Raw genomic sequence first — 17513 nt, forward strand, 5'->3', positions numbered from 1 at the left:
TTAAGGATTTAAATTAAAGACTTTTAACTGTTTTAACAATATTGTCTACTGTAAAACCAAAGTGCTCTAATAATACATTGCCAGGAGCAGACTCACCGAATGTTGTCATGCCGATGATTTTTCCAGCAAAGCCAACATACTTGTACCAAAAATCAGTATGAGCAGCTTCAATAGAAACTCTTTTGGTAACGCTAGATGGTAAAACGGCTTCTTTGTATGCAGCATCTTGCTCATCAAAAATGCTTGTTGATGGCATTGATACTACGCGAACTTTATCGCCTAGTTGTTCAGCTGCTTGCATTGCTATACCAACTTCAGAACCTGTAGCAATTAAAATAACCTCAGGTGTACCAGCACTGTCTTTTAATATATAAGCACCTTTAGCTATGTTATTTACTTGTTCAGTTGTTCTTGATTGAGCAGGTAAACCTTGGCGTGAAAAGATAAGTGATGTAGGGGCATTTTGACGTTGAATAGCGTTTTTCCATGCTACTGCAGACTCAGTTGCATCAGCTGGACGCCATGTCACCATGTTAGGTGTGTTACGTAAATTAGCTAATTGTTCTACAGGTTGATGTGTTGGACCATCTTCACCTTGACCAATTGAATCATGCGTATAAACAAAAATATTCTGAATGCCCATAAGTGCTGACATACGTACTGCGTTTCTAGCGTATTCCATGAACATCATGAAAGTTGCGCCGTAGTTAATAAAACCACCGTGCAAAGAAATACCATTCATAATGCCGCTCATACCAAATTCACGTACGCCGTAAAAAATGTAGTTACCTGCAGTATCTTCTTGAATACCTTTTGAACCAGACCATAATGTTAAGTTTGAACCGGCTAAATCAGCGGAGCCACCTAATAATTCAGGCAATATTTGACCAAAGGCTTCGATAGCGTTTTGAGATGCTTTGCGAGATGCTATGTTTTCAGCTTTATCTTGGCATTGTGCGATATATTCATTGGCTTTTTGTTCAAACTCAGCAGGTAAGTCACCTTTGATAACACGACGTTCATATTCTGCTGCTAATTCAGGGTAAGCTGTTTTATAGGCTGAAAATGCATCGTTCCATTGTGCTTGTTTAGTTTGGCCTTTTTCTTGTTGGTTCCATTGTGCTGCAATATCTGCAGGGATAGTAAACGGAGCATGTGGCCAATTTAAAAATTCACGTGTTGCTGCAATTTCGTCGTCACCTAAAGGTGCGCCATGACAATCATGACTACCTGATTTGTTTGGTGAACCAAAACCTATAATTGTTTTACAACAAATCATGGTTGGTTTGTCAGTAACTGATTTGGCTTCTGCAATTGCTGCTGTAATTTGCTCAGGGTTATGACCGTCTACACTGATCACATGCCAGCCGTATGAAGCAAATCTTTCTGGTGTATTGTCTGTAAACCAACCTTCAACTTCACCATCAATTGAAATACCGTTGTCATCCCAAAATGCGATAAGTTTACCTAAGCCTAAAGTACCTGCTAATGAACATACTTCATGAGAAATACCTTCCATTAAACAACCGTCACCTAAGAAACAGTATGTAAAGTGATCAACAATCGCATGATCTTCACGGTTAAATTGCGCCGCTAACGTTTTTTCAGCAATCGCCATGCCTACAGCGTTAGAAATACCAGCACCTAAAGGGCCTGTCGTTGTTTCAACGCCTGGAGTATAACCGTACTCAGGATGACCAGGTGTTTTAGAATGTAATTGACGGAAGTTTTTTAAATCATCTAGTGATACGTCATAACCAGTTAAATGTAATAGAGAATAAATAAGCATTGAGCCGTGGCCGTTAGACAAAACAAATCTGTCTCGGTTTACCCATTTTGGATCCGTTGGATTATGATTTAAAAAATCACGCCATAAAACTTCAGCTATATCAGCCATACCCATAGGTGCACCTGGGTGACCTGATTTTGCTTTTTGAACAGCATCCATACTTAATGCTCGTATTGCGTTCGCTAGTTCTTGACGAGATGTCATAATTACTCCGCTTAGAATTGATAGGATTTATAAATATGTGCATTTTCACCTGAACGTACCTATAACTCAAATGTTATTCTGCTATTTGTTATATTTTATTTGTAAAGACATATCATTTTTGAGTATGAAAATGAAATATACCTATAAATTTTAGGTGATTATCAGTATATTAATGACTCACTTTTTAGCTTTTTATTCATTAACTCTTTATGAAAAAACAAATTTATCAGCCGGTATTTGCTATTTGCATGTATATAGCTGTATCTCTATTAACCATCATGATGATTAAACCATTTTCCATGATTGTTTTTTTAGGATCTTCGGCGGGTATTGCAAGTGCGATCATAATCTTATGGGGAGCTCGTCATCTTTTTTCGATCGTTTTAGCGAGTATTATTTTTAATACATTTTTATTTTTTTATTTGTCGGTTGAGTTTGATCTAGCGGTTGTAATGATTTCGTTATTAGCAACTTGTTTACAAGCTCTTTGGGCGAAAAAATTAACTCATCAAATGGTGAGTCAAGGGCAATGGTTAGACAGTCGTATCAAGTTATCAATCTTTATGTTTAAGATTGGACCCATTGTTTCTTTAGTTTCTGCTTTTGCTTCGGTACTCATTGCGGTTTTATCAGTTAAAACATTTGATGTGAATTTGTTTTATATTTTTTGTCGCACTTGGTCGATGAGCATTCTTGTCTCAATCTTTATTATTCCTGTTTTATTATTCCTTAAAAAAGAACATAACTTCAATAAAAGTAAGCAGCTATTTGTTATGACATCTTCTATTTTAGGAGGGCTGTCTATTGCGTTGTTATTTAAAATCTTTCAGGACCAACATCAACATTATCGTAATGATGATTTTTATAAAGCCCATACTCATATAATGATTGAACTTGATCGTAAGTTAATGCTAATTGAAGAACAATTGAATGCCTTAAAAGCTTACTTTGAAGCGAGTCGATCAATTAACTTAGAATCTTTCAATCAATTTTCAGCTCATATTTTAAACGATTTTTCTATTGTTGAATCGTTTGAGTGGGCACCGGTTGTGAAGAATAATCATAGAGATAGTTATGAAAAATATATGTCTAAGGTGTTAGATACTCATTATGTTATTAGTCAACAAACACTTATGGGGAATACCGTTAAACTTACTGATGCACCTATGTATATGCCTGTTCAATATGTATTTCCTCGATATCAAAATGAAGAAATATTAGGTATTGATTTATTTAGTCATATAGATAAAAAAAATGCGATAGAAACGGCAATAAATACAGGAGAGATATCAGCAACATTACCTATTAATATGATTGAAGGTGACTTTTCTAACCCCGCTGTTTTGATTGTTTTACCTGTATATAATAGTAATTTAACCCCTAGTTTTGGAGAGTTCAATCAAAAGGGAAAAAGCTCTACTTCAGGTGTTGTTGTTGCTGTAGTAAGGATTTCATCTTTTTTTAATAATATTAACCGTTTCATCACTGAACATGATGTTAATTTATTAATAAAGGATGCTAATAATCAAGATTATTTTACTATTATAGGGGAAGAGGTTAATACAAATAATAAGCTTGTGAGTGAAGATGATATCCGTGTATTTTCCCGGAAGTGGCATTATCAAATTTCCGAGAAGCATACTTGGGTGCTGCAGGATAAAACATGGCAAACTTGGGCTATGTTATTTGGTGGTACATTTGGAGGTTTGGTTTTTCAATTATTGATTTTAATGATGGCTGCTTACTCTACCGAATTGAGTAACAAGGTGACTCAAAAAACTCGTGAACTTATTTTATCTAAAGAAAAATCTGATAATGAAAATCAAGCAAAAACAGATTTTTTACAATCTTTAAGTATTGAATTACGTGTGCCTTTAAGTGTTATTAAACGTTTAGTGGAAGTATTTCCAAAGAAAAAATTAGGAGATACTGAAAAAGAATATATCGATAATATTTCAAATGCAGCCCTTAATTTAGAACAATTAATTGATACTTTAAATGAACTTTCGAGTATTGAATCAGGTAGATTAACGCTTAATAATCAATCGTTTGATTTTCTTTTGTTTTTAAAAAGAATGGAAGAAATTGTAGAAGCGCAGGCTAAAAATATTAAGTTTTTAATTCAAGAAGATGTACCACACTTTATTGAGTCAGACGAACTACGTTTGCAACAAGTCTTCATTACCTGCGCAGAAAATGCAAAAGAGCTGCTTGATAATAATAATATTTGTATTTCGGTCAAAGTTCATTTTCATCATCAAAATAGTGCAACTATAGTGTTTGTATTACATGCTTTAAGGGCAAATAATTCTCTTCAAGATTCTTCTGTCGTTTTAAATAATAACCCTGATGGTATAAAGTTTAATCTTAGAATGGAAATGGCAAAAGAGCTTTGTAATAAGCTAGGTGGCAATATAAATATTGCTCAACTCCCTTCTGGTGAGTCTATGGTGCATGTGTCTGTTAAGGTTAAAATATCACAAGAGCAAGAGCTTGGGTTAGGGCGCTTTAATATACCTTCTATTAATAACAATGCGATTTTAGATGTTAAGCGTATTCTGTATATAGAAGGTAAAAATAAAACCAATAAAAACTTGTATCGACAACTCGTGTCTTTAAAATATTATGTTGACGTTATTAGTGATATGAAAGACATAGAATCAAAACTTACAAGCAAAAAATATCATTTGATTATTTTTGATTGTTCAGAAAATAATATCGATTTAACTGCAGTACCTAGCCCTTTGAGTGGTGAGTTTTCACATCTTCCAACCATAGCTCTTTTTCATCAGGCATTAGATAATAAGCTGCTATCTTTGGTTAATCATAAATTCACTTCGTATATGGTACTACCCATGACAACTGAGAACTTACGGGGTTTATTATCTAATTATATGAAATAGTGTTATAAAATTTGATTAATTATTTAAATAGCCTAAGTTATTTCCCTATTATAAATTAAGCATCAAGATGTTCTTTTGTCACTGCTAAGTTCTTTTTCACAACCGATAGGATTTCACTTTTAGTTGACGGTTTTATGATGTAGCCTTTTAAACCATAGTGAGCCCACTTTTTAACAAGTTCTTTATTTTTATTACCTGTTAATGCGATGACTGGAGTATCTATTCCCTCTGATAATTGACGGATCTTTTTCGTTGCATTTAAACCATCTAAATTTGGCATAAATAAATCCATAAGAATTAAATCATAACGACCTTTTTTAATTTTATCTAACGCACACAGGCCATCCTCAGCTTCGTCTACGTGGTAATTTTCTTTTGACAGTACATTCGATATCATATCTCGATATAGCTTGTTGTCTTCTACTACTAAAATGGAGTGAGTTAATACGTTTTTGATTGTGGTTTTTTCTACGTTAATTGACTCATCTTCATTTAATTCATCGTTGCTTTGTTCAGTGTTATCTCTTTTTTTAATTGAGGCGACGTGAGTGATTAAGCCTTTTCTTTTTTGCTTTTTAACTGGCAGACTTTCTTTTAGTGATTCTTGCTGTGAAATAAGTTGTGCGATTATACTATCGAGACTTTTACGGATATCTTCTTCAAGTAGATGTAATAGGGGGTGTACATGTTCTTGGGTAATATTATCTAACATATCCTGATGACTGTTATTTTCTTGAGCGTTTTTTGTTAAATCAGACTTGGAAATTTTAGATATATCTTCACTACTTTGTGATATTTTTTTTAACAAATGTTGTTTACATCGGCTACCTTCATCGATTAAAGCAGAAAGTTCATCATCTATTTGTTCGCATAACTCCTCACTTTCTGTTTCAATTTGACTGTCGGTTTGAGTTTCTATCAAGCCGCTTTGTACTACCATGAGTAATCTTAATCTTTCATATAGCGGTTGATATACAAAGTAATTGTCAAAAAGATTTTTCATGCAACACCTAAAGGCTAAAGAAGACTCTTTGTTGTTACATAGTACGATGCTGTAATGTATATGATTAAGTTGCGATTCTTCCACTAGATATTTGTAATATTCAACTGATTTCTCTACGTTTGATAGAGCAAATAAAATTACAGAAGGTGCTACTTGATTTAAGTATTCAGCAGTATCGTCATCTAAATTTACTGTTCTATATTCATCAATGTGTGTTGCTAAAATATTAGCAGCACCTGATGTATCTTCATCACTATCAATAATCATCACTACTTTGGGGTGACGACTCCCAACAGGTAAGGGCTTAGACTTCATTTTTTATTACTCCGTAGACTTGCTTAATTGAGTTATTAATTAAAATAATGAGTTCCTTGCATTTGTTTTTATCGTTAAGCACAGATATATCTTCTAACTTTTGTAAATAATCAGCTGTTTGTTCAGCCCCTATTGCTTTGGCTGATGTTTTTAAAAAATGCGCCTCTTCTTTCATTAACTTAAAATCAGTTTCACTATAAGCATTACTAAGTTTAGCTATAGATTGCTTAGCTTGCTGTAAAAATTCTATTTGGAATCTTTTTATTAATTCGGCGTCATCACCAACAAGCTCAAACATGGTGTTTTTATTAACTATTTTTAATTGACTATTCATGTAAGTACCACTTTTTTAACATTGTTCTTAAATCAGATAATTGAATAGGTTTACTTAAAAAATCGTTCATTCCTGAAGCGATACAATATTCAGCATCACCACTCATTGCTGCTCCTGTTACGGCAATAATTGGCGTTGCTTTTTTTTGTTTAGTTTTTTCAATCGCTCTAATTTGTTTTGTCATTTCATAACCGTCTATATTGGGCATATGACAATCGGTTAAAATCAGTTGATAGGTGCCTTCTTCCCACATTAGTTTCCCTTGTAGTCCGTCGTCGGCAAGCTCACAGTGATACCCTAATCGTTCTAGTTGCTTTACGATAAGTTTTTGATTTAAAGGGTTGTCTTCAACAACCAATATATCGGCATGAATTGTTTTTTTATCATCTTTTTCAGTTGCTACATCAAAATCGAAATCGAGTTCATCTAATTCCATAGCGTCATTATCTGCTTCAAGTTCTAAAGAGCTTAAATCTAACTCGTCAAGGTTTAGTTCAAAACGGCTTTGCCATGTATGTTGTATGCATTGCACTAATTGAATTCTCGTCATAGGTTCAGAGCAAATAACCCTGATGTTTTTAAAGGTTTTTCGTGTTTCATCTATTGCTTTTCTATTTACAGCAATGGTAATGCGACTTTTGTTATTAATACTTTCTAGTAAATTTAAAACAGTATTAATATTGTTTTCATCTTCATTTAATAAAATAAATAACACATCGTAATCATCGTTTCTTTTGACGTAGTCATTTAATGTGTATGCATTAACATCAGCGCCTTCGTATTCTAAATATTGACTAAACATCTCCGCCTTATTTTTAGATTTTTCGTTGCAATCGATGATTGAAATTTTAATGTTAGATAGAGATTCAATATCCATTGCTCGTGTTTCTTGAGACTTCAAGAAGGGGATTTCTGCATCAAAACAAGAACCTTTACCTTTTTCACTGGTTAAAGTTATTCTTCCGCCCATTATCTCGGTAAGCTTGCCACAAATGGCAAGCCCTAATCCGGTGCCACCATATTTTCGTGTCGTGGAACGTTCAGCTTGCGTAAAGGGGTTAAAAAGCTTTTCTTGGGTTTTTTTGTCTATACCAATACCATTGTCGATAATTTTTAAGCTGATGATGCTAGTACTTTTATTTTTTTGGGTTACCGTTGTTTTAAGGCTAACTTTTCCAGGTTTTTTGATAGATGAACTGGTGAATTTTAGGGCGTTACCTAAAAGGTTAAAAAGAATTTGTCGTACTCTCATTGGGTCGCCCTTAATAAACATGGGCGTATTTGGATCTTCATAAACCTGCAAAGATATGTCTCTTTTAATTGCAACAGGTATAAACACTTTAATCACATTATCAATAATTTCTGATATTGAAAAAATACGTTCTTCTAACTCAAGTTTACCCGCCTCAATTTTGTTAATGTCTAATATATCATTCAGAATAAACACAAGGTTTTCTGCAGAGGTTTTTGCTGTATCTATTAAGTCTTTTGACTCTAATGTTTGTTTAGTTCCTGTGAGCAAGTCTAAAGAACCAATAACACCATTCATGGGGGTTCTTAGCTCGTGGCTCATCATCGAAAGGAAATCTGATTTTATTTGACTTGCGTTTTCGGCATCTTCTTTGGCTTTTATTAACTCAGCTGTACGCTCTGAAACGCGGTCTTCAAGTTGAGCATTTAATTTTTTAAGTTGTTGTTCTGCTTCTTGAATTTCAGTTTCGTCGATACAAATTCCATCTAATCGATAAATTTGGCCTAAACTATTACTAACAGCGCGACCAATACTTTGGAAATATTTTATAGATTTGTCTTTGAGAATAATACGGTACTTAAATGATAAATCTTCACCTGTACTAAAAGAGTAGCGTGTTATATTTTTCATCGCGTCTCTATCATCAGGATGTATTATTGATACCCATTTATTTAATTTTCCAATATCTTCAGGGTTTAAACCAAGCATTTCATTGGCAAAGTGATCCCATTCATAATGCCAGTTATCATCAATAAGTTTAATGCACCAAGTACCTATTTTTCCTGCTTTCATGGTAATGTTTTTACTTTCTATGGCATCATTTAATTCATTAAATATTTCTTTGTTAAGTGTGCAATCAGTAAGAGTTCCAATTATTGTTTTAGGTTGACCGTTTTCATAAAATAATTCTCCTTTTATGCTAAACCAATAGTTTTTCTGATTTATTGTCATTCTAAATTCGAAATTTAACGGGGATTTTGACTGAATATGAGACTTTAGAAATATCTCGAATAAGATTAAGTCTTCATGGTATATGTCTTTTTTAAACATATCCCATGTGTATATATCATTGGATCCTATTTGAAGTAACGCTTTAAATTTAGCTGAAAATAGAGCGGATTGTTGAGCAATGTCTAATTCCCAAATACCTACGTTACTACTTTCAATTGAATTAATTAACCTTGATAAATAAATGCTTTCTTGTTGATATTTATATTGCCAATTCTCTTCTAACGACAATATGATCAAACGATAATTATGATTATTTATAGGACTTATATTAGCTTTGTATATAGTTGAATTATTACCTGCTTTATATGATAAGTAGGCGTGGCTTTGTACTTCTAATTTATCAATAAATTCCTGATTAGATAAGTTAGCGTCGTAAGGGGAAAAAAACTCAAAGAAGGAATCGTTTTCTGAAAATTCAGATGTAATATTTAATAGGTTTGATGCTAATTCATTAGAAGCAATTATCCCATAGCTGTTAGTAACCGCTATGGATGGAAAAGGGATGTTTTTTAATTGTTCACATGCTTCACATTTCATTACCATATCCTAATTAAATGATTTTTTAATTAAAATTTATTAAAAGGGGATAATAAAAATATAGCAGTTAAATTGGATATATCTATTAATGTGAAAAATAAACTTATACCAAACGCATTGATGAATTGACCTATTTTATACGAAGAATAAATGGTCAAAGGGTTATTACGAGTGGTGTTAAACTTATTAAATTAATAAGGCAATCTTTGAGGTTTAGTACATAACTGTTAGGCTGAGAATAGTACTCAAATATAACCTAAGTAGAGGAGATATTAAGTTTTTTATTAATGCTATAGGCTTTAGTGGGTAATAAAAAGCATTAGGGTGAAAAACAATATAATAATCGTGTTAAAAGCAATGATGTAAGCAAAACCTTTCCATGCTTGTTTTATCGTGTAACCTTTAGAATTTATATACCACCACCAGAATAAACACATTAATACGGGGAGTAAAAAGAATAGCTTTATCATAGTTAGATTTCATTATTAAGTGTAATTTCAATATCATAGCTCAACTAATGTTTATCCGCACTTGAATTCCTTTAAAAGTTTACTCATACAGGTTAACTATTCAAAGGAATACGAAATAAAGCGTTAATTAGCTACATGTTAATAGGGCTCTAGTTAACCTGAGTTTGCCTTAATAAATGTTTTTCTAGCAGCTGTTTTTAATCACTTCGGCGTTAAATTCACTTGCAATAGGTCAGCTATTGACGCGTAAATTTGCCTTGAATTAAGTAAAAACATCAAGCTAGACGCGATAAGTTTTTTTGTTTTTATTTTTCAATAAGTTAAATCCTTATTGAACCGAACTCAGGTTAGTTAGATGAATTGTTATTAATCAATGCCGTGAGTGGTTTTCTAATGAAATATAAAAACAATAAACTAGGAATAACCATAACGGCTGTAAGCACAAAAAACAGCGCCCAATTACCATCAAGCCAATCAACAACTATTCCTGAGTAAGAACCAAGCATCACTCGTCCGAATGTACCTAACGATACCATTAATGCATATTGGCTGGCGGTAAATGTTTTATTACACAGTACCGAAATAAGTGCTACAAAGGCTACAGAGCCCCAAGCTGAAGTAAAGCCGTCTACAAAAACCGTTGCTGCAAATAATAGTTTATTTGGCCCTACCAATGCCATTACCGCAAATAACAGGTTGCTTGCCCCCATAGCGATACCACCAATAAATAAACCTTTTAATATGCCGTATCGAATAGTAAATACACTACCAATTAAAGAAAAAACGATGGTAGTTGCCCAGTTGATCATTTTTGAATAATAAGCAATATCGCTATTAGAAAATCCCACTTCACGATAAAACACAATAGACATTCGTCCTAAATAGGCTTCACCTAACTTAAATAAGAAAATAAACAGTAAAATAGAAAGCGCTAAGCGAGTCCCATTTCTGTCGAAAAATTCTTGAATTGGGGCTACTAATGTTGTTAACAGCCACGCTGTAATTCTATGAATATGATTTGGTGTATGGGAATGATGTAATGGAGTATTTTGTCTAATGGTTAAGTTTAACTTACCTAATTGTTGAATGAATATAAATAACAATAATACGATAAATAGGGTGATAAAGGTAAAGCGATAATCTGAAGAAATAACATTTTCAGGCCAAGCTGGGTAGCCTATATTGGCATAAATAATTGACGCAAAAATAGTAGGGAGTATAAGTAAAATAAATAAAGGTTTATGGCCTTGTCGGGGAAGCACATTTAAATAGTTTGCTTGAATAGAATCTAATTCTACTTCTCTATTGGTCTCTGGTTCTTTTACTATGAAGGCGGTTAACATAAGTATCGCCATAATAATGGATAAAACAAAGAACGCTTCAGGCCATGTCCAGTTTGGTTGATCTACTAATAAAAAAGGAATACTCCCTAAACCAGCAAAACCTGTCCACCACCCAGCGGTAGCCATTGCTGAACCTGCCGACATGTAGTTATTATCGTCACCCGAAAGTATATCTATTCGGTAGGCATCTATTGCAATGTCTTGACTAGAACCAAAAAAAGCAATGGTTAGTCCTAAAAGGGCAACTAAACTTAATTGACTTGATACATTCACTTGGCTTAACTGGTAAGTTGCGAGCACAATAAAAACTTGTGTAAACATAATCCAACTTCGACGTTGGCCAAACTTTGCCGTTATAAAGGGAATTTTGAGTCGATCAACAAAAGGGGACCATAAAAAATTGATGCTGTAAGTGACAAATATTAAACCAAATAATCCAATACTTGATCGACTTAATCCTTCATCTTTTAACCAGCCACTCATAGCTGAACCTGTCATAACCCAAGGAAAGCCGCTAGCAATACCAAAGCAAAAAATACTAAGTAATCTTTTATCTTTAAAGTAACGAATAGTGTCGAAAAGGGAGTTGGAACTTGGCATTCAGAATATTCAAATAATGTTAGGTGGGTAAAGCCTATCAGACTGTTTGTAATGAAAGAAGTTAATTATATGGATTGTTACAATGTTGTGGTATTTATAAGTTAAATTTAGGTCTTTTAGATTATAAAGATTATGCGATAGGTCTCCAGCCTATGCAATCTAAAGGATAGCTACCTGTACCTGCAAAAAAGTCTACACAGGTTGTTATTTCACTTTTAAAATATAAATTATCATTTAACGAATGAGCGCCATGAAGGCTTACTTCGTGAATCAGGTGCCAAAAAACTCTTTCTCTTGCATTAGCTGGAGTTTCGTCTTGTATTTTAAGTAAAGTCCATTCATCCATAGTATTTAATATGAATTGATCTAATTCAGAATGATGTAACGAATGACTTATTACGGCTTGAATGTAATAAATGGTTTGTTTAATTTTTTCATTGATAAACTGCTCGATTATCATATATTTTACTCTTTGAGTATGACGTCTTCTTTAATTCAATTTATATGAATTAAAATCTCCATGAAGTTCAGTATTTCCTATAGTTAAGTGGTATACGTTATATATGTATCGTTGAAAATAAAGTAAAAGTCAAAGAAGTTTATCTTGAAAATCGATTCTTATTTGTTGAATAATGTTCGATTTGTTCTTTTTCTTGTTGCTTTTAGTGTTGTTTTTTTTCGTTTTTTGTTCTTTTTTGTTACTGTTTATTTGTTGTATTAATTTTTTGAGAACCATCTTATTGTTATTATTTTATTCTGTGGGTAGCAATGTAGCTTTGATTATTATAACTGGTTCAACCGGAACATCTTGCCAACCCATTCCATCATGATAGTCGGTTTTAACTTTTGCTATAGCCTCTAGTACTTCTTGACCTTCAGTTATACTACCAAAAACAGCGTATCCCCAGCTTCTTCCTGGATCCAAATTGGTGTTATCAGCCACATTGAAAAAGAACTGCCTATTAGCCGTATGCGGTTTTGATTCTTTTGCCATAGCAATAGTGCCTATTTCATTTTTTAAGCCATTGCCAGATTCATTAACAATATCTTCATTTACTTTTTTAATAGTAAAATCTTTATCATAACCACCACCTTGCACGATAAAGTCTTTAATTACACGATGAAAAATAGTGTCGTTGTATTCACCTGTAATTACATAATTAAGAAAGTTGTCTACCGTAATAGGTGCTCTTACTTTATCTAATTCAACAATAATTGTACCCATTGATGTTTCAATTTTTACTTTTGGGTATAAGTTATCAGGGTCTATCTTTATGTCGTTAGCTTTAATAGCGGAGGAAGATAAAAGACAAAAAGCAAAAATGAGTTTGATGAAAGTTTTGAGCATAATAAATGAACGCCTAGGCTACGAAAAGAAGATAATTAAAAGGTATCAGAGTTGTTTGATTGTTGCTTAATCGCATTTTGTATTTCATTACTATTAGCAATTCTTACAAGTAATGAAGCAAGTTGGTGATTGAAATCTCGCTCTAGCACAGCAATATCAGCTACTAACGGCCCAGCACTGCTGCCAGCAGTATTAAAGCTTTTTGTGGTGACTTGGTTGGAATTTGATACAGAAACGGTTAAGGCTATTGTATTTTTAGCTGTATAGTTAACTAAGCTTTGCTGAACCGTTATTAAAGCCGTATCAATAGTAATGTCAACGGTTATGTTGGCATATTGATCAAGTGTAATACCTTGTTTACGTAACACTGGATTTATCGCTTTATTGATTATATTAGTTAAACTATCTTGGCTTGAAAGTAGTTTAGCTGGCTCACCATCTTCTAAAATTTGAACAACTTGGTTACCTGTACGTTGGTCGATAATATTGAGTTGAATGCTTTTATCAAAATACACACCTTTTGAATAACCGATCAGCTCAGGCGACACCACAATATGCCGAGGTAAAGTTGTACACGCCGTTATTATGTTTAATAAAGTTATGGTTAACAGTAATTTTAATTTCATCGTTTAATTGCCGCTGTAGTTACAAACTTATCATTACTAGCAACGAGTTTTTCATTACCAAAAATTCGCTGTAACTTGATATGATAAGCTAATTGGCGGTTACCTATAATACGTAACTCGCCTCCCTTTTTTAATACTCTATGGCTATCTTTAAACATTTGCCAAGCAATATGATCTGTTGTTGCTGTTTGTTGATGAAAAGGTGGATTACACAAAATTAAATCTACGCTTCCACCTTCAACGCTACTTAAACAATCATTAATATTGAATGTACATTTTTCTGCTAAATCTGGGAAGTTTGTTTTAATATTTTCTTCCGCTGATTTTATCGCCATAAATGATTCATCATAAAAATGAATTTCAGCGTCGGGTTGTTGATCTAAAACTGACAATCCGACAACACCATTACCACAGCCTAAGTCTATAACTGTTGCTCCAGCTGACACATTCGGCAGGTTATTAATAAAATATCGAGCGCCAATATCAAGTTTTTCTCTTGAGTAAACATTAGAACGATTGGAAATAGAAAATACTTTATCTTTGTTTTGTATTGACGGCATTTCCCAACAAGTTGGAAATGGCGATTCTATGTTTGGTTTATTTTCTATATGAGTAAAAACAAGGCGAGCTTTCTTTACGGCTAATGACGTTGTTGTAGCACCTAAATGCTTTTCAAATAATTTTAAGGTTGAGCTATGAATTTCTTTTGCTCTATCAGCTGCAATAAATACAGTATTTTCGCTGTACTTCTCATTAATTTGCATCAGTTGATCAATTAATAATGATTTACTTTTTGGGATCTTATATAAAATTAAATCAATATTATCTGGTAGTTCATCAGTACTTGTTAAATAGCTAATACTTTCAGCATTTATGTAGTTTTGTTCTACATTCAGTTTTATCCCTTGCTGACTTATATATGAATCATTAACACAAAATACATGATGCTGAGATAAGTTACAGGTGAGTGCGCCAAAAGCATCGTTAAACACGAGTATGTTTTGTTGCTTATCCGTTAGGTGATTTTCATTTAAGTAATTAATTAAATATTCATCAGCGGCATCCCAGGCTTGTAAACTACGGTTAACTTGTCCTACAGGGAAACGATCTAGAAAAAGGTTTTTATCATTAAAAATAAAAGGGCTGATCATATTAAAATTTACAACGAAAAAGTGAATGTTGGAGAAGTCTATTGTGTCAAAAATTAACGAGTGCGGCTAGTCGCTTTAAAGATAAATAATTAAAACTATTTATCTAAGTTAAACACATATTTAGCGAAAAGAGCTCTATATTCTGCTTATATTTGATGGATTATTTTACTTTATAGGCTACGCTTATTAGTAATGTTAATAAAAATAACATGAGGGAATATATGGCTATTGAATTGTTAATAGAAGAGAAACTTATCAACGCATTTTCTCCGTTGCATATTGATATTACTAAGGAAAAGTTACTATTTGATTTTCCTGATCCTGAACAATTTCATTTTAATGTCGTTATGATATCCACAATATTTGAGGGGGTGAGAATTAAACAACGGCATAAAGCCATCAACAGTATTTTAGCCAAAGAATTAATCGAAAGTATTTCGGTACTCACTCTTCATACTTATACCGAGAAAGAATGGTTATATCGGTTTTCATCCTTACCTTTATTTATGAGTAACTCAAACCTGACTAGAAAAATAGCGTAAAGGGATTAACATAGACGTGTGTCTTATACGAGGGGAGAAGCTGTAGATTAAAAATACATAAACATAATTATTTTAAAATAATTATGTTTCCACTTTTGAAATTCTGTTATTTTTGTCCGTATAATAATTACAATGTATGGATTTTCACTCAATGGGAAATAATCTCATTCAATCTTTTATTCATTTTATTGATAAATTTACACATTTAACCGGCAAGCTTGTTTCTTGGTTTTCTCTTTTTATGGTACTCATCACTTTTATTATTGTTGTACTTAGGTATGGTTTTAATATGGGATGGATTGCCATGCAAGAATCTGTTTTATATATGCATGGATTAGTTTTTCTTTTAGGTTCTGCTTATACTTTGAAAGAAAATGGCCATGTACGTATCGATGTTTTTTATCAAAAATACTCAGTAAAAACTAAAGCGTTAGTGGATTTATTTGGTACTGTTTTTTTACTTATTCCTGTTTGTACTTTTATTTTTTACATTAGCTGGGACTATGTTTTAGTTTCTTGGCGCATTATGGAAACATCATCTCAACCCGGTGGCTTACCCTTTGTTTATATAAGTAAAACCTTTCTATTACTTTTTTCAATAACACTTATTCTTCAAGGTATTTCAGAAATACTCAGAAATGTACTGATATACAAGAACGAGAAAACCGATACCGTAAATAATATCGAGGGTGTAAGTTAATGGAATACCTTGCTTTGTGGATGTTTTTATTCGTTTGTATTGTTTTAGTTATTGGTTATCCCGTTGCATTATCTTTAGCTGGCTCGGCGTTGCTTTTTGCTGGAGTCGGAGTGTTTTTTGACATTTTTGATGCCAGTATATTATCAGCGTTACCTAGTCGATTATTCGGTATTGTAAATAACCAAACCTTACTTGCAGTGCCTTTGTTTGTTTTTATGGGGGCGATGTTAGAGCGTTCTAAAATTGCAGAGAACTTACTTAATGCAATGACATTGTTGTTTGGTAAATTAAACGGTGGTCTGGGGATTTCAGTAATCATAGTTGGAATGATATTAGCCGCAAGCACAGGAATTGTTGGGGCTACCGTAGTAACTATGGGAATGTTGTCGTTACCTACTATGCTCAAGCGCGGTTACTGCCCTAAATACTCTTCAGGTATTATTTGTGCTACGGGTACATTAGGTCAAATTATTCCTCCGTCAATCGCTTTAGTTTTATTAGGTGATGTACTTTCAAGCGCTTATCAAAAAGCACAGTTAAATATGGGGATCTTTAGCCCTAAAACAGTTTCTGTGGGCGATTTATTCGCTGGTGCCGTTATTCCTGGCTTCATACTTGTTGGACTCTATATTCTTTATACAATTACATTAGCTATCTTAAAGCCTTCATCTGTTCCACCCCTTGATGATGAAGAAGTGAATAAGTTGATGAATGGTGAATCAAAGCTGAGTATCTTTTTATCTGCGCTTATTCCTCCTCTATTATTAATGTGCTGTGTTTTAGGGTCTATTTTATTAGGTTATGCAACGCCTACTGAAGCGGCTGCAGTTGGTGCTGTTGGCTCATTAATATTAGCTGCTTGGCAAAAACAGTTAACCTTACCTAACCTGCAATCGGTTATGCAAAGTACGGTAAAAATATCATCTATGGTGTTTCTTATTTTGATTGGAGCGAGCTTATTCTCTTTAGTTTTTAGAGGCTTTGGGGGTGAAGAACTTATTCATAGTGTATTTGAAGGAATTCCAGGAGGTGTTATTGGTGCAACAATTGTTGTAATGCTTATTATTTTCTTTTTAGGTTTTATATTAGATTTTATTGAGATCACTTTTGTTGTTGTGCCTATAGTTGCTCCTATATTATTAGCTATGGGGCTTGATCCTATATGGTTAGGTATAATGATCGCAATTAACTTACAAACATCCTTTTTAACACCACCATTTGGTTTTGCTTTGTTTTATTTAAGGGGCGTTGCAGATAAAAATCTTAAAACAATCGAAATCTATAAAGGAGTTATTCCTTTTATTTTAATACAACTATTCTTGTTAGGTGTCTTGGCTATTTGGCCTGAGCTCATAACCTGGTTACCTCAAAAAATATATGGATAG

Annotated in this window: 13 protein-coding genes; 4 read left to right on the forward strand and 9 right to left on the reverse strand. The window is 33.2% G+C overall.

Going from position 1 to position 17513, the window contains the following annotated elements; translation table 11 throughout:
- Window positions 1-13: 13 nt before the first annotated feature.
- Window positions 14-1993, reverse strand: a complete 1980-nt coding sequence (gene tkt / locus ACM9HF_RS19835) for a transketolase (protein WP_473613270.1) — start codon at window positions 1991-1993, stop codon at window positions 14-16.
- A 209-nt stretch (window positions 1994-2202) separates the two neighbouring features.
- Between tkt and ACM9HF_RS19840 the strand changes: the two genes are divergently transcribed.
- Complete coding sequence (locus tag ACM9HF_RS19840; protein WP_473613271.1) at window positions 2203-4896, forward strand: CHASE domain-containing protein; 2694 nt, start codon at window positions 2203-2205, stop codon at window positions 4894-4896.
- 55 nt (window positions 4897-4951) lie between these two features.
- On the opposite strand, the gene ACM9HF_RS19845 is transcribed toward ACM9HF_RS19840, so the two are convergent.
- From ACM9HF_RS19845 to ACM9HF_RS19880, 8 genes are all read right to left on the reverse strand, one after another.
- Entirely contained in the window at window positions 4952-6214 is a 1263-nt protein-coding gene (locus tag ACM9HF_RS19845) for a response regulator (RefSeq protein ID WP_473613272.1), read from the reverse strand.
- Window positions 6204-6548 carry an Hpt domain-containing protein gene (locus ACM9HF_RS19850; protein WP_473613273.1) on the reverse strand — a complete coding sequence of 115 codons (345 nt, stop codon included), beginning with the start codon at window positions 6546-6548 and terminating at the stop codon, window positions 6204-6206. The genes ACM9HF_RS19845 and ACM9HF_RS19850 overlap by 11 nt, the downstream gene beginning before the upstream one ends.
- A complete protein-coding gene (locus tag ACM9HF_RS19855) occupies window positions 6541-9348 on the reverse strand; it encodes an ATP-binding protein (protein ID WP_473613274.1) in 2808 nt (935 codons plus the stop codon). The genes ACM9HF_RS19850 and ACM9HF_RS19855 overlap by 8 nt, the downstream gene beginning before the upstream one ends.
- A gap of 817 nt (window positions 9349-10165) precedes the next feature.
- The gene (locus ACM9HF_RS19860) at window positions 10166-11761 is read right to left on the reverse strand and encodes an AmpG family muropeptide MFS transporter (RefSeq protein WP_473613275.1); all 1596 of its coding nucleotides are present in this window, start codon (window positions 11759-11761) and stop codon (window positions 10166-10168) included.
- Window positions 11762-11891: 130 nt separating this feature from the next.
- Window positions 11892-12221, reverse strand: coding sequence for a hypothetical protein (locus ACM9HF_RS19865; protein WP_473613276.1), 330 nt, complete (start codon window positions 12219-12221; stop codon window positions 11892-11894).
- 291 nt (window positions 12222-12512) lie between these two features.
- On the reverse strand, window positions 12513-13109 hold the full coding sequence (locus ACM9HF_RS19870) for a peptidylprolyl isomerase (protein ID WP_473613277.1): 597 nt from the start codon (window positions 13107-13109) through the stop codon (window positions 12513-12515).
- Between the two features lie 35 nt (window positions 13110-13144).
- Window positions 13145-13735: a YajG family lipoprotein gene (locus tag ACM9HF_RS19875; protein ID WP_473613278.1), complete on the reverse strand. Its 591-nt coding sequence runs from the start codon at window positions 13733-13735 to the stop codon at window positions 13145-13147.
- Entirely contained in the window at window positions 13732-14886 is a 1155-nt protein-coding gene (locus ACM9HF_RS19880) for a methyltransferase (protein WP_473613279.1), read from the reverse strand. The genes ACM9HF_RS19875 and ACM9HF_RS19880 overlap by 4 nt, the downstream gene beginning before the upstream one ends.
- 221 nt (window positions 14887-15107) lie before the next feature.
- On the opposite strand from ACM9HF_RS19880, the gene ACM9HF_RS19885 reads away from it, so the two are divergent.
- The 3 genes from ACM9HF_RS19885 (at window position 15108) to ACM9HF_RS19895 (ending at window position 17513) form a co-directional block, all read left to right on the forward strand.
- A complete protein-coding gene (locus ACM9HF_RS19885; RefSeq protein WP_473613280.1) occupies window positions 15108-15428 on the forward strand; it encodes a BolA/IbaG family iron-sulfur metabolism protein in 321 nt (106 codons plus the stop codon).
- Between the two features lie 151 nt (window positions 15429-15579).
- Window positions 15580-16128, forward strand: a complete 549-nt coding sequence (locus tag ACM9HF_RS19890) for a TRAP transporter small permease subunit (protein ID WP_473613281.1) — start codon at window positions 15580-15582, stop codon at window positions 16126-16128.
- Window positions 16128-17513 carry a TRAP transporter large permease gene (locus ACM9HF_RS19895; RefSeq protein WP_473613282.1) on the forward strand — a complete coding sequence of 462 codons (1386 nt, stop codon included), beginning with the start codon at window positions 16128-16130 and terminating at the stop codon, window positions 17511-17513. The genes ACM9HF_RS19890 and ACM9HF_RS19895 overlap by 1 nt, the downstream gene beginning before the upstream one ends.

The sequence above is a fragment of the Colwellia sp. RE-S-Sl-9 genome, assembly GCF_048296855.1.
Lineage (GTDB): Bacteria > Pseudomonadota > Gammaproteobacteria > Enterobacterales > Alteromonadaceae > Pseudocolwellia.

Coding starts and splice junctions, on each gene's coding strand:
- ACM9HF_RS19855 (WP_473613274.1), bottom strand. CDS start 9,348: ATGAAATGTGAAGCATGTGAACAATTAAAAAACATCCCTTTTCCATCC.
- ACM9HF_RS19870 (WP_473613277.1), bottom strand. CDS start 13,109: ATGCTCAAAACTTTCATCAAACTCATTTTTGCTTTTTGTCTTTTATCT.
- ACM9HF_RS19885 (WP_473613280.1), top strand. CDS start 15,108: ATGGCTATTGAATTGTTAATAGAAGAGAAACTTATCAACGCATTTTCT.
- ACM9HF_RS19845 (WP_473613272.1), bottom strand. CDS start 6,214: ATGAAGTCTAAGCCCTTACCTGTTGGGAGTCGTCACCCCAAAGTAGTG.
- ACM9HF_RS19875 (WP_473613278.1), bottom strand. CDS start 13,735: ATGAAATTAAAATTACTGTTAACCATAACTTTATTAAACATAATAACG.
- ACM9HF_RS19860 (WP_473613275.1), bottom strand. CDS start 11,761: ATGCCAAGTTCCAACTCCCTTTTCGACACTATTCGTTACTTTAAAGAT.
- ACM9HF_RS19850 (WP_473613273.1), bottom strand. CDS start 6,548: ATGAATAGTCAATTAAAAATAGTTAATAAAAACACCATGTTTGAGCTT.
- tkt (WP_473613270.1), bottom strand. CDS start 1,993: ATGACATCTCGTCAAGAACTAGCGAACGCAATACGAGCATTAAGTATG.
- ACM9HF_RS19865 (WP_473613276.1), bottom strand. CDS start 12,221: ATGATAATCGAGCAGTTTATCAATGAAAAAATTAAACAAACCATTTAT.
- ACM9HF_RS19890 (WP_473613281.1), top strand. CDS start 15,580: ATGGGAAATAATCTCATTCAATCTTTTATTCATTTTATTGATAAATTT.
- ACM9HF_RS19840 (WP_473613271.1), top strand. CDS start 2,203: ATGAAAAAACAAATTTATCAGCCGGTATTTGCTATTTGCATGTATATA.
- ACM9HF_RS19880 (WP_473613279.1), bottom strand. CDS start 14,886: ATGATCAGCCCTTTTATTTTTAATGATAAAAACCTTTTTCTAGATCGT.
- ACM9HF_RS19895 (WP_473613282.1), top strand. CDS start 16,128: ATGGAATACCTTGCTTTGTGGATGTTTTTATTCGTTTGTATTGTTTTA.